10 protein-coding genes are annotated in these 13,267 nt (G+C 67.3%); 4 read left to right on the top strand and 6 right to left on the bottom strand.

Translation table 11 applies throughout. The features are described from left to right. The first annotated feature begins 119 nt into the window (after positions 1–119). Both IB236_RS02215 and IB236_RS02210 read left to right on the top strand, forming a co-directional pair. Positions 120–2,237: a catalase gene (locus IB236_RS02215; protein ID WP_192418589.1), complete on the top strand. Its 2,118-nt coding sequence runs from the start codon at positions 120–122 to the stop codon at positions 2,235–2,237. 42 nt (positions 2,238–2,279) lie between these two features. Beyond that, positions 2,280–2,888 carry a hypothetical protein gene (locus tag IB236_RS02210; protein ID WP_056747517.1) on the top strand — a complete coding sequence of 203 codons (609 nt, stop codon included), beginning with the start codon at positions 2,280–2,282 and terminating at the stop codon, positions 2,886–2,888. Between the two features lie 123 nt (positions 2,889–3,011). Here IB236_RS02210 and IB236_RS02205 read toward each other — a convergent pair whose 3' ends face one another. From IB236_RS02205 to argH, 3 genes are all read right to left on the bottom strand, one after another. Beyond that, the gene (locus tag IB236_RS02205) at positions 3,012–4,469 is read right to left on the bottom strand and encodes a diguanylate cyclase domain-containing protein (RefSeq protein ID WP_192418587.1); all 1,458 of its coding nucleotides are present in this window, start codon (positions 4,467–4,469) and stop codon (positions 3,012–3,014) included. 220 nt (positions 4,470–4,689) lie between these two features. Beyond that, a complete protein-coding gene (locus tag IB236_RS02200) occupies positions 4,690–5,679 on the bottom strand; it encodes a Bug family tripartite tricarboxylate transporter substrate binding protein (protein ID WP_099729640.1) in 990 nt (329 codons plus the stop codon). A gap of 41 nt (positions 5,680–5,720) precedes the next feature. Next, positions 5,721–7,208 carry an argininosuccinate lyase gene (argH, locus tag IB236_RS02195; RefSeq protein WP_192418585.1) on the bottom strand — a complete coding sequence of 496 codons (1,488 nt, stop codon included), beginning with the start codon at positions 7,206–7,208 and terminating at the stop codon, positions 5,721–5,723. Between the two features lie 52 nt (positions 7,209–7,260). Between argH and IB236_RS02190 the strand changes: the two genes are divergently transcribed. Next, positions 7,261–8,511 (top strand): sensor histidine kinase, encoded by a 1,251-nt coding sequence (locus tag IB236_RS02190; RefSeq protein WP_056061180.1) that lies wholly within the window; start codon positions 7,261–7,263, stop codon positions 8,509–8,511. Beyond that, positions 8,492–9,241: a LytTR family DNA-binding domain-containing protein gene (locus IB236_RS02185; protein ID WP_056061176.1), complete on the top strand. Its 750-nt coding sequence runs from the start codon at positions 8,492–8,494 to the stop codon at positions 9,239–9,241. Before IB236_RS02190 ends, IB236_RS02185 begins: the two co-directional genes overlap by 20 nt. Before the next feature lie 101 nt (positions 9,242–9,342). On the opposite strand, the gene arsA is transcribed toward IB236_RS02185, so the two are convergent. The 3 genes from arsA to IB236_RS02170 form a co-directional block, all read right to left on the bottom strand. Beyond that, entirely contained in the window at positions 9,343–11,175 is a 1,833-nt protein-coding gene (gene arsA / locus IB236_RS02180; RefSeq protein WP_056747513.1) for an arsenical pump-driving ATPase, read from the bottom strand. Positions 11,176–11,227: 52 nt separating this feature from the next. Beyond that, positions 11,228–12,067: a ZIP family metal transporter gene (locus IB236_RS02175; RefSeq protein ID WP_056747512.1), complete on the bottom strand. Its 840-nt coding sequence runs from the start codon at positions 12,065–12,067 to the stop codon at positions 11,228–11,230. A 131-nt stretch (positions 12,068–12,198) separates the two neighbouring features. Continuing rightward, positions 12,199–13,095 carry a dienelactone hydrolase family protein gene (locus IB236_RS02170; RefSeq protein WP_056061167.1) on the bottom strand — a complete coding sequence of 299 codons (897 nt, stop codon included), beginning with the start codon at positions 13,093–13,095 and terminating at the stop codon, positions 12,199–12,201. Between the last annotated feature and the right edge of the window lie 172 nt (positions 13,096–13,267).

Genomic DNA, 13,267 nt, shown 5'->3' with positions numbered 1-13,267 from the left:
CAAGCCGTCATCACCCGCGCCCGACGACGCGCCGATGGGGCCATGTCCTACCCGCTGGGAACGCTAAGCGCCCAAAGATGGTGGCTTCGTTTTACCCCACGCACCACCCAGGAGCGCCCATGGCACGACCCCCCACCTCGCGCAGCGCGGCCCACAAATCGCCGTCTGCCCTGCCTTCTTCCACCCAGTCCGATAACTTTCGCGGCAACGCGGGCGAGCTGCAGCAACAGGCGGGCGGCAAACACCCGGTGCTGACCACGCAGCAGGGTATTCCGGTTGCCGACAACCAGAACTCGCTGCGCACCGCGCCGCGCGGCCCCACGCTACTCGAAGACTTCATCCTGCGCGAGAAGATCACGCACTTTGACCATGAACGCATTCCCGAGCGCATCGTGCATGCGCGGGGCACGGCAGCCCATGGTTTCTTTGAACTCACGCACTCGCTCAAGAAGTACACCACCGCCAAGGTGCTGACCGACATCGGTGTACAGACCCCTGTATTCACCCGCTTTTCGACCGTAGCCGGGGGCGCAGGCTCGGTGGACACGCCGCGCGACGTGCGCGGCTTTGCCGTCAAGTTCTACACGCCAGAAGGCAACTGGGACTTGGTGGGCAACAACATCCCCGTGTTCTTCATCCAGGACGCGATGAAGTTCCCGGACCTGGTGCACGCCGTGAAGATGGAGCCCGACCGGGGCTTTCCGCAGGCGGCCAGCGCGCACGACACCTTCTGGGACTTTGTCTCGCTGATGCCCGAAACCCTGCACATGGTCATGTGGGCCATGAGCGACCGCACCATCCCGCGCAGCCTGCGCATGATGGAAGGTTTTGGCGTGCACAGCTTCCGCCTGCTGAATGCAGCGGGCGAGAGCACGTTTGTGAAGTTCCACTGGCGGCCCAAGCTGGGCATCCAGTCCACCGTGTGGGACGAGGCCGTCAAGCTGCAATCGGCCGACAACGACTACCACCGGCGCGACCTGTTCGAAGCCATCGAGGCGGGCGACTTTCCCGAGTGGGAGCTGTCGGTGCAGCTGTTCACTGAACAGGATGCCGAACGCTTCCCGTTTGACCATCTCGACCCCACCAAGCTCATCCCCGAAGAACTGGTGCCCCTGCAGCCCATCGGCCGCATGGTACTCAACCGCTGGCCCGACAACTTTTTCGCCGAGACCGAGCAGGTGGCGTTCTGCCCCGCCAACGTGCCGCCTGGCATCGACTTCAGCAACGACCCCCTGCTGCAGGGCCGCCTGTTCTCGTACCTGGACACACAGCTGTCGCGCCTGGGCGGGCCCAACTTTGCGCAGATCCCCATCAATGCCCCCAAGTGCCCGTTCCATAACATGCAGCGCGACGGGCACATGCAGATGCAGGTGCCCAAGGGCCGCGTCAACTACGAACCCAGCAGCCTGCAGCCTGACACGCCCCGCGCCTCGCTCGCGCAAGGCTTTCGCCACTTCGCGCAGGCCGACGATGGCGTGAAGGGCCGCGTGCGGGCCGAGAGTTTTGCCGACCACTACAGCCAAGCGCGCATGTTCTACCGCAGCCAGAGCCCGCTGGAGCAGGCCCACATGGCCTCGGCGCTGGTGTTCGAGCTGTCCAAGGTCGGCACACCCCATGTGCGCGAAGCGGTGGTGGGCCATCTGCTGCATGTGGACGCAGACCTGGCCCAGCGCGTGGCCGACGGCCTGGGGCTGCCGGCACTGCCCCCTGCCCCGGCCACCACCGAGCCGGTGCAGGACCTGCCCCTGTCGCCCGCCCTGCGCATCATCGACCGCATGAAGCCCACGCTGCAGGGCCGCTCCATCGGCATTCTGGTGGCCGACGGCTCCAACGGCGCCTCGGTGACCAACCTGCGCAAGGCGCTGGAGAAAGTCGGCGCCACCGTGAAGATCGTGGCCCCCAAGGTGGGCGGTGCCGTGCTGAAAGACGGCACGCTGCTGCCCGCCGATGGCCAGCTGGCGGGCACGCCATCGGTGGTGTTTGACGCCGTGGCCTCCATCCTGTCGCCCGACATGGGCGCACAGCTGGCCAAGGAGGCGGCGGCCGTCGACTGGTTCCGCGACGCGTTCGGCCACCTCAAGGCCATTGCCGCCTGCAAGGGCACGCGGGCCATCCTGCAGGCCGGTGGCATCGAGCCCGATGCAGGCGTAGTGGACCCGGCCGACGCCCAGGGCTTCATCGCCGCTGCCCAGACCCGCCAGTGGGAGCGTGAACCCAAAGTGCGCACCCTGGCCTGAAGCCCCACCTTTTCGTTCACCCCACCACCCCAAGGATCCCCCATGCCCAAAAGCCACTACGACAGCCACCAACTCGACGACCTCGTCCTGCAGATGATGGAGACCGAACTCGGCGGCGAACAGGTGTACCGCACCGCCCTCACCTGCGCCATCAACCCCGACCTGAAGAAGGAATGGCAAGGTTATCTGGAAGAAACGCTGGCGCATCAGAACGTGGTGCGCGGTGTCTGCGATGCGCTGGGCCTGGACCCCGATACGCAGTCGCCCACGCGGGCCGTGGTCAAGCACATTGGCACGTCCCTGGTACAGGCGATGCAGCTGGCCAAAAAGTCTGGCAGCCCCGACGCCGCACAGCTGGTGGCCTGCGAATGTGTGGTGCACGCGGAGACCAAGGATCACGCCAACTGGGAGCTGCTGGGCCAGGTCGCCAAGGTGGCCACGGGCGATGTGGGCCACACGCTCAAGGTAGCGCACAAGGCCGTGGAAAAAGACGAGGACCACCACCTGTACCACACCAAAGGCTGGTGCCGCGAGCTGGCCATTCAGGCCCTGGGCATGCCCGCCGTGCTGCCCCCGCCCGAGGAGGTCAAGAACGTGGAGACCGCCATTGGCGCATCGCGCGCCGAGCAGCAGCGCACGGCCATGCTGTGACCGGGTTGAGGGGCCGCACGGCAGGCCCCGTGGCAGCAAACGCTCCTAAAAATATAGCTGCAAGCGCTTTATGCACTAGCGCCTGCAGCTATTTTTGCTTGATTTCCATGCAAAACATGCTTCTCAGGCCAACGGCAGCGGGGTCTCCTGCGGCAACTCTGCAGCGCCGGGGGCTTCGGCCAATGTGGCCAGCCCTTTGCCGCTGCGCTTGCTGGTGTACAGCGCCCGGTCCGCCCGGTCCATGAGCGCGGGCATGGATTCCACAGCAGGGCCCTGGAACAAAGCGACCCCAACGCTTGCGCCGGTCAGCACGTGTTGGCCACTGTCGAGTCCAATGGGTGCCACCAGCGCTGCCAGCACCTTGTGGGCCAGTTCCATGGCGGCCTCCGGGGACGCCACAGCGTTCAGCACCAGTGCAAATTCGTCACCGCCCAGGCGGGCGGCGGTGTCATTGGCGCGGGCCAGCCCGGCCAGACGCTGCGCCACACGCACCAGCACCTGGTCGCCACTGCCATGCCCCAGGCTGTCATTGACCGCCTTGAAACCATCCAGGTCCACCAGCAACAAAGCGCCCGCACGGTGGTCACGGTAGGCCGTCAGCACCGCCTGCGACAACCGGTCTTCAAACAGGCGCCGGTTGGGCAGCCCCGTCAGGCGGTCGTGGCTGGCCAGGGCCAGCACCTGCTGGTGGGCGCGCACCAGCCGTGCGCTCAACAGCCCCAGCACCAGCGCGAACGCGTAGGCCAGCATCACCACCAGCGCGGGTGCACGGCCTGCAGCCCCCCAGCCGCCGGTGGGGACCGCGCCCAGGATCCAGCTGCCGCCGCCCGGCAACGGCACATCGAGCGTGGCCGGGTCCTCGTCGAACAACTGGGATCGGCCGATGAACACCGCGCCCTGCGCACCCATGGCGTCCAGGCCACGTGCCGCCACCTGAAAACCCATCTGGTCGGAGTTCAGGCCCACGTCGGCGAACAGGGTGTCGGCATTGACGGTGAGCGACACGATGCCCCAGTAACGGGGCCCGCCCAAAGGTGCGCGCCCCGGCGGATGTGCCAGGAAAACCGGCGTGCGGCTGATGATGCCGAGCCCCCCTTGCACCAGCGGAATGGGACCTGCAACGACGGTGCGACGGGTCTGGATGGCCCGCTCCACCGCACCACGCTGCTGCGGGTTGTCCAGGTACCGCAGGCCAATCGCTCGCTCATTGCCCACGCGCGGGTACACATCGCTGATGACGTTGTCGGGCGCCAGAGCCAGGTTGCGGATATTGCGCTGGTGCTCCAGCAGGCGGCCCACTACGGTGGCAAAGATGTCGGGCGACATGCTGCCTTGTGCGGCAATGAAGGCGGATACCGTTTCGGGCACCGACAGCGTGCTTTGCAATTGCCTGTCCAGGCGGTCGCGGATCTGCAGCAGGTGGCTTTGCGCCTGCGCAGCAATCTCGGCCCGCGCCTTGGTGTGAGAGATATCGATGACCACCCAGGCCAGCAAGGCGGCCAGTGTGCTGCTGCACACGCCCACCGCGAGGGGCAGGTACCGGTGATGGATCCAGTTCGAAGGAAGGCGGCTGGTGGGCATGAATGAGGTCCGGGATGGGTGCCGGATGGTGCCATGGTCTGTGCAGACCGGCCAGCACCGACTGCGCTGGGGCTGGCCGCTTTGGAGACACCCAGGCCGGTCGGTGAGACGGTCCCTTGTGGCCACAGCCCCACGGCACGGACAGCACGTACCACCTGAACCGCCGTTGATGCGAACGCGGGCTGGGGTCAGGCGGCTTCGCAGCAGCCCTCCCCGTCCTTTATTGCGCTACAAACCCGCTGGTCTTGATGATGCGCGTCCAGGCCTCGGTGTAGGCCTTCTCGCGCGTGGCCAGCTGCTGGGGCGACATGTAGCCCACTGTGAGGCCCATGGCGGTGAGGTGCTCGCGCACATCGGGCTGGGCCACCACCTTGGCCAGCGCGTTCGAGAAGTCGGTGATGAACTTTTGCGGCGTGCCGGTGGGGGCGTAGATGCCGTAGTACGGGAGGTCTTCAAAGCCCTTGAGACCCATCTCGTCGAACGTGGGCACGTCGGGCATGGAGGCCTGGCGCTTGGTGCCCAGCACGCCCACCACGCGTACCTTGCCGGCCTTGTGGTTTTCCATGAAGTCCTGCACCGAGGCCACGCCCGCGCTGATCTGGTTGCCCAGCATGTCAGCCATCATCGGGGCGCTGCCCCGGTACGGTGCCGAGACCAAGTCCAGCTGGTACTTTTGCCCCACCAGCTTGACCAGAAACTCTGGAGTGGAAGCTGGCGCAGGAATACCCACCGCGCCCTTGCTGCCACCGGCCGTCTTGACCCACTGCACGTATTCGGTGAACGACTTGGCCGGCGTACCGCCCGACACGGCAAACGCATTCACAAACGTGGCAAAACCGCCCACCGCCACAAAGTCGCGCGCGGGTTCGTAGCCGGGGTTCTTCACCACCTGGGGCAGGATGGAGATGGTGTGGTCGTGCGTGAGGAACAGCGTGGTGCCGTCGGGCGCCGAGGCCTTGAGTGCCTGCGCGGCAATCTGGCCGCCCGCGCCGGGGCGGTTTTCGACCACCACGGGCTGGCCCAGCTCATCCTTGAGCTTCTCGGACAGCGTGCGCGCAATGGCGTCCGTACCGCCGCCGGGCGGAAAACCCACGAGCAGGCGGATGGGCTTGGCCTGCTGGGCAGACGCCAGGCCCACGGCCAGTGCGGCGCCCACAAAAGCACCAGTGCGCACAAGGCGGGACAGCAGGCTGCGGCGGGAAGTTGTCATGAAAAAGCTCCAGGGTAGAGGGTCAACAGGCGGTGCAAAGATCAGGCCAGGCGGGCGCAGTGGCGCGCCAGCTGGGCACGCACCTGCGCCGGGGCCGTGCCGCCCAGCGTGTTGCGGGCGTTGAGCGAGCCGCGCAGGCTCAGGCACTCGTACACATCCTTCTCGATGGCGGGGTGAAAGCCCTGCAGCACGGTCAGGGGCAGCTCTGACAGGTCACACGCATGGGTGGTGGCCGCCTTCACGGCGTGGGCCACCGTCTCGTGCGCATCGCGGAAGGGCAGGCCCTTCTTGACCAGGTAGTCGGCCAGGTCGGTGGCCGTGGCATAGCCCTTGAGTGCGGCCTGCTCCATGGCCTGGGCGTTGACGGTGATGCCGCCCTCTTTCTTGCCCGTGGCGGGGTTCAACTGGCCGCCGACCATCTCGGCGAAGATGCGCAGCGTGTCCTTGAGCGTGTCCACGGTGTCGAACAGCGGCTCCTTGTCTTCCTGGTTATCCTTGTTGTAGGCCAGGGGCTGGCCCTTCATCAGAGTGATCAGGCCCATCAGGTGACCGACCACGCGGCCCGTCTTGCCGCGCGCGAGTTCGGGCACGTCGGGGTTTTTCTTCTGCGGCATGATCGACGAACCCGTGGTGAAGCGATCCGCAATCTTGATGAAGCCGAAGTTCTGGCTCATCCAGATGATGAGTTCTTCGGACAGGCGGCTCACGTGCACCATGCACAGGCTGGCGGCAGCGGTGAATTCGATGGCGAAGTCGCGGTCGCTCACGGCGTCCAGGCTGTTCTGGCACACCAGGGGGGTTCCGTTCGCATCCACCATGCCCAGCGTCTTGGCCACGCGCTCGCGGTCCAGCGGGTAGGTGGTGCCGGCCAGGGCCGCGCTGCCCAGCGGCAGCACATTGGTGCGGCGGCGCACGTCGGCCATACGCTCGGCGTCGCGCTTGAACATCTCCACGTAGGCCAGCATGTGGTGGCCAAAGCTCACGGGCTGCGCTACCTGCAGGTGGGTGAAGCCGGGCAGGATCACCTCGACGTTCTGCTCGGCCACATCGACCAGCGACACCTGCAGCTCTTTGAGCAGGTCGCCGATCAGGTCGATCTCGCCGCGCAGCCACAGGCGCACGTCGGTGGCCACCTGGTCGTTGCGGCTGCGGCCGGTGTGCAGGCGCTTGCCAGCGTCGCCCACCAGCTGGGTCAGGCGGGCCTCGATGTTCAGGTGCACGTCTTCCAGGTCCAGCTTCCACTCGAAGGCGCCGGACTCGATTTCCGACGTGATCTGGGCCATGCCGCGCTGGATGGAGGCGTGGTCTTCGGCACTGATGATGCCCTGTGCGGCCAGCATTTCGGCGTGCGCCAGGCTGCCTGCAATGTCGGCCTGCCACAGGCGCTTGTCGAAGAAAACGCTGGAGGTGTAGCGCTTGACCAGGTCGCTCATGGGCTCGGAAAACAGCGCCGACCAGGCCTGGGCCTTGGTGTCGAGCTGGTTGTGGGACGGCGCAGAGTCGGCGCTGGTGGCTTGGGCTTTGGACATAAGGAGGGCAATAATCCGGTGGTTCAGACACCCGGACTGTCCGGATGCCGCAATGCAAAACACCCAAATTTTATCGACCCAGCCCCCGCCGCCGGATTCCGCCCTGCCAGACAGGCCTGCGCGCAGCGTGCGGGCCGCTGCGGGCGCCGGGCCGGGCGGGCAGCCGCCACGTGGGCGGGCCCTGGTGTTCGATGCCTGCCAGGTCGGTGTGGTGCTGCGGGCCGTGCTGTTTGTGGAGGTGGTGGTGGGCGTGGGTGCCATGTATGGCGCCAGCAGCCCCGTCGAATGGCTGGCCAGCCTGGCGCTGCTGACCGGCGGCGCGCTGCCGGCCACGCTGGTGTGGCTGATCACGGCCTGCAGCCTCAAGACGGTGCTGCAGCGCCTGTCCACCGCGCAGCAATATGCCGCCGGGGTGCTGCTGGGGGCCGTGGCCGGTGCCTATGCCTGCGCCATGCTGGCGCTGGTGGGCCTGTCGGCATCGCCGCCCTGGCTGGCCAGCGCAGCGACAGGCGCGTTGCTGGCGGCCATGCTGGTGGCTGCGCTGGTGCTGCGCGCCCGGGGCCGCACCCCGGCCGCCACCACGGCGCGCCTGACCGAGCTGCAGTCGCGCATCCGCCCGCATTTTTTGTTCAACACACTCAACAGCGCCATTGCGCTGGTGCGTGAGGAGCCGGCCAAGGCCGAGTCGCTGCTCGAAGACCTGTCGGACCTGTTCCGCGTGGCCCTCATCGAGCAGGGCGAATCGACCACGCTGGCCGAGGAGATCACCCTGGCGCGCCGTTACCTGGGCATTGAGCAGGTGCGCTTTGGCAAGCGCCTGCAGGTGCAGTGGAACCTGGACCCACGCACCGACAGCGCCCGGCTGCCGCCGCTGCTGCTGCAGCCGCTGGTGGAAAACGCCGTCAAACATGGCGTGGAGCCCAGCGCCCGGGGCGGCAAGCTGCGCGTGCTGACCGAGCTGCGCGGCACCCGCGTGGTGGTGCGCATCACCAACACCCTGCCCCCCAAAGAGGGCAAAACCGGCAAACACGACGAGCCCAGCACGCGGGGCCATGGCATCGCACTGGCCAACGTGCGCGCGCGGCTGGCCTTGCTGCATGACGTGCAGGGCGAATTCACCGCTGGCGTGCAGGACGGGCTGTATCAGGTGCGCATCACATTGCCCGCCGCCGACCCCACCCCTGCCGCCCGCCCGCGCACGCCCTTGCGCGGGCGTGGCGACCTGCGGGGCGGCTACCGCCGAGGCGCGGTGGCCCCGACCGAACCTACCCCTTCCAAACCCCATGAACATCCTGATCGTTGACGACGAAGCCCTGGCGCGCAGCCGCTTGCGCACCCTGCTGTCCGACTGCTCGGACATCCAGCGCTGCACGGTGGCAGAGGCCTCCAACGCCGCCGAGACCATGGCGCTGCTGGGTCCCACCGGGGGGCGTGGGTACGACCTGGTGCTGCTGGACATCCACATGCCCGGCCAGGACGGCCTGGCACTGGCCCATGCACTGCAGGCCCTGCCCCAGCCCCCGGCCGTGGTGTTTGTGACAGCCCACGCCGACCACGCAGTGAGCGCGTTCGAGCTGGATGCCGTGGACTACCTGACCAAACCCGTGCGCCGTGAGCGCCTGCAGCAGGCCCTGGCCAAGGTGCAGCGCACCAGCCGCCCCGCAGGGCCCAGCGCCGTGCCCAGCCTGCCCGAGGGCGAGACTCTGCTGATCCAGGACCGGGGCCGCACCGAACGCCTGCCGCTGACCGAGGTGCTGTACTTCAAGGCCGAGCAGAAATACGTGACCGTGCGCACCACCACGCGCAGCTACATCATGGACGGCTCGCTGAGCGAGCTGGAAGCCAAGTTTGCACCGCGCTTCCTGCGCATCCACCGCAATGCGCTGGTGGCGCGCCGCGCCGTGCGCGCGCTGGAAAAGCACTACGACCCTGAGGAGGGCGAAGGCTGGGCGGTGCGGCTGCAGGGATCGACCGAGCTGCTGGCGGTGTCGCGGCGGCAGGTGGCGGCCGTGCGCGAGGAGCTGGCGCGCTAGCAGCAGAGGTGCACAGGCCTTTGAGGGCCTTGGAACACCCCTACAGATATTTTTTGAGCCATTTTGGCCGCTAGCGCCAGTTCCATATGCCTGAGCAGCTATCAATGAGATAGCAAATCTCCTGTGACTGCAGGCGGTGCGGCCGCCAGCCGCCCCAGCGCCTCCACGCCCACAGGCGGCTGTGCCAGCCAGGGCAGCACGTAGGTACGCTGCGCCAGGCCGCTGGCGATGCGTGCGGCCTGCTGTTGCTCGCCCGCCAACCGGGCCTGCAGCAAGGGGTCGCTGGTGCCGGTGGCCGCCACGCTTTTGTTGATGACCCAGGCCCAAGGCTCGATGCGGGCGCGGCGCAGGTCGTCCTGCAGCGCGGCGGCTTGGCTCACGGGCGTGACCTCGGGCAGCGTGACGATGACCACATGGGTCATGTCCGCGTCCTGCAGGCGCATCAACGGCGTGATGATGTGCTTGGCGTTGACGTTGCCTTCGTACTGCTGCGTCATCTGCCGGTGGTAGGCGCCGGTGGCGTCCATCAGCAGCAGGCTGTGGCCGGTGGGTGCCGTGTCCAGCACCACAAAGGCGCTGCGCGCCTCGTTCACCACGCGGCTGAAGGCGTGGAACACGGCCACCTCTTCGGTACAGGGGGACTGCAGGTCTTCCAGCAGCAGGGCGCGGCCCGCGTCGTCCAGCGCCTTGCCGCGCGTGGCCATGATCTTGTCGATGTAGGCCTGGGTTTCGGCCTGTGGGTCGATGCGCCCCACTTTCAGCCCCGGCAGGCTGCCATCGAGCTGACTTTGCACATGGGCCGCCGGGTCGGTGGTGGTGAGGTGCACGCTGTGCCCACGCTGCACCAGGCCCACGGCCAGCGCGGCGGCGATGGTGGTCTTGCCCACGCCGCCCTTGCCCATCACCATGATGAGGCCGTGGCCCTTGGCGGCCAGCGCGTCGGCCAGGGCTGCGAGGGGCTCCGCCTGCAACGGCACACCCGCTGCGGCAGCGGGTGCGCGCAACGTCAAATCGCCGCCACCCAGCAAGGCCCGCAGCGCAGGCAGGCCCACGGTGTCAAAGGCGCGCAGCGGCACCTCGTCGCGCGGCAAATGCGCCAGCGCATCGGGCATCTGGTCCATGGCTTCCCGGCCCAGAGCCTCGATGGCGTCGGCCACCGCGTCCTGCCCCGGCTGGCTGGCATGGAACACGCCGTTGATGGCCAGGCGCTGGTTGGCCAGGCCCAGGGCGCGCAGCTCCAGCGCGGTGCGCGCGGCCTCTTGCATGGGTCGGGGGTCGGGGCGGGTGACCAGCACCACGGTGGTCAGGCCCGGGTCGCTCAGCGCGGCCAGGGCGGCGTTGAAGCGGGCCTCCTGCATCTTGAGGCCCGAGTGCGGCCCCAGGCACGAGGCGCCCCGGTCGTTGCCCGCCAGGAATCCGGTCCAGGCCTTGGGCAGGCTCAGCAGACGCAGCGTGTGGCCGGTGGGGGCCGTGTCGAACACCACATGGTCGAACACATGGCCGGTGTCATTGCCCTCGCTGGCCAGCAGCGCGGCAAATTCGTCAAATGCAGCGATCTCGGTGGTGCAGGCGCCCGAGAGTTGCTCGCGCACTGTCGCGCGTTCATCGCTGCTGGCGGTGGCCTCCAGCTGCGCCAGCACACGCTGGCGGTAGGCCTCGGCGGCGGTATCGGGGTCGATGTTGAGCATGTGCAGCCCCGGCACCCCGGGCACGGCCACCGGCTGGTTGGACAGCGGCACGCCCAGCATTTCATCGAGGTTGGAGGCCGCATCGGTGCTGACCAGCAGCACCTGGCGGCCCGCATCTGCCAGGGCAATGGCCGCAGCCGTGGACAGCGATGTCTTGCCCACCCCACCCTTGCCCGTGAAGAACAGGAAACGCGTGGGCTGGGCGAGCAGCCCGAGGGAGATGGGGGTGGCGTGTGGGGCAGTCATGGGCCCAGCATGGCAGAACCGTCCGGCACGGCCTTGAGCCAGGTCAAGTGCTTCAGTGCGCGTGCGCCGCCCCGCTCACCAGCGTGACCACCGCCATGCCGGCAATCAGCCAGGCAATCTGCAACACGGTTTCGCGCGCGGTCAGGCGTTTTTGCAGCTGGGGGATCAGGTCGGCCAGCGCCACGTACACAAAACTGCTCGACGCCACGGCCAGGAAGTACGGCAAAAAGTCTTGCAACTGCCCCACCAGGAAGTAGCCCACCACCCCGCCCAGCGCCGTCACAGCCCCCGCCAGCGACACCTTCACCAGCGCCATGCGGCGGTTGGGGCTGGTCTGGCGCAGCACCACCAGGTCGCCCATGTGGTGCGGCACCTCATGCGCGAGCACCGACACGGCGGCAATCACCCCCAGGCGAATGTCGGCCATGAAGGCCGAGGCAATCAGGATGCCGTCGCCAAAACAATGCACGCTGTCACCCGTGAGCACCGCCCAGCCTCCCGAGCGCGGGCCGTGGTGGTGGTGCGCGTGGCCGTGGTCATGGCCGGTTTCGTGGCCATGGTCATGGTGGGCATGGCTATGGGCAGCGGTCTCTGCGTGGCTGTGCTCATGCCCGTGGTGCCACAGCTCGGCCTTGTCAAGCAGGAAGAAGAACACCACACCCACCAGCAGGGTGGCAAACAGGTCATGGGCGCCCGCCTGGCTCTCGAACGCCTCGGGCAGCAGGTGCATGAAGGCCGTGGCCAGCAAGGCACCCGCGGCCAAGCTGAGCAGGTGCTGCGGCCCCACGCTGTCGCTCCGCCCACCCAGGCCCAGCCGCATGAGCAAGGCGGCCAGCCACACGCTGCCGATACCAGCGGCCAGTGTGGCCAGAATGATTGCTACCAAAGTCATAGCTTGTTGCGCTTTATCTTTAAGCCTTGGCTCATTTTTTATTCAGAATCTGCACGCCCGATGCAAGATGAAAAAAGCCGCCCCGGGTGTGGGGCGGCTGCGGGTGGCCTGGTAGGCCGGGGGTTTGTGCATCAAACCACACCGTGCGTCTTGAACCAGGCCAGCGCACGCTTCCAGCCGTCTTCGGCCGCTTCCTTACGGTAGCTGGCGCGGTAGTCGGCATGGAAGGCATGCGGTGCATCGGGGTACACCACAAATTCCGACGCCTTGGCCTGTGGCGAGCCACTGGACAAGGCCGCTTTCATCTTATCAACCGTGTCAAGGGGGATGCCGGTGTCTTTTTCGCCATACAGGCCCAGCACCGGCGCCTTGAGGATGGGCGCCAGGTCCACAGGGTGCTTGGGGGTGAGCTCGCTCGCTTGCCCCACCAGCCGCCCGTACCATGCCACGCCGGCCTTGACGGGGCCGTGTGCGGCATACAGCCAGGTGATGCGGCCACCCCAACAAAAGCCGGTGATCCCCACCCGGGCGCCATCGCCCCCGTTGGCTGCGGCCCATGCCACAGCGCCGTCCAGGTCGGCCATCACCTGGGCGTCGGGCACCTTGGACACCACTTCAGCCATCAGCTTGGCAATGTCGGTATAGGTGGTGGCATCACCCTGGCGCGCGTACAGCTGTGGGGCAATGGCCAGGTAGCCCGCCTTGGCAAAGCGGCGGCAGGTGTCGGCGATGTATTCGTGCACGCCAAAAATTTCCTGGATCACCAGCACCACGGGCAGGCCGGTCTTGCCAGCCGGTGCTGCGCGGTAGGCCGGCACCTTGAAGCCATTGACCGTGAAGCTCACTTCCCCCACCGTCAGGCCGTCTGCCGGCGTGGCAATGGCCGTCTGCGCCATGATGGGGGCGGCCGCCGCCGCATAACCCAGGCCCAGCGCCGCCTGCAGCGCAGTGCGGCGCGTAGCGCCCGCTTCGGTGGTGCGGCCCGGCAACAGAGCCTGGGCGTCGGCATGGAGGTCGTCATTGAACATCGGTTTTCTCCAAAAAAAGGGGGGATGGGCCACGGGGTGGAAACTGCCAGCCCCGGAGTCTATGGGGTTTGCACCGCCTCCGCATTTTCGGATACCGAAAAACGGGGAGCACTGCTAGACTTTCCGCGAGCACCGTCGCCGTGGGCATGCGCCACCAACCCGCTACCGCGCA

The sequence above is a fragment of the Acidovorax sp. ACV02 genome (assembly GCF_014851475.1).
Taxonomy (GTDB): domain Bacteria; phylum Pseudomonadota; class Gammaproteobacteria; order Burkholderiales; family Burkholderiaceae_C; genus Acidovorax; species Acidovorax delafieldii.
Note: the sequence above shows the minus strand (reverse complement) of the source record. Positions and strands in the feature narration are given on the sequence as shown.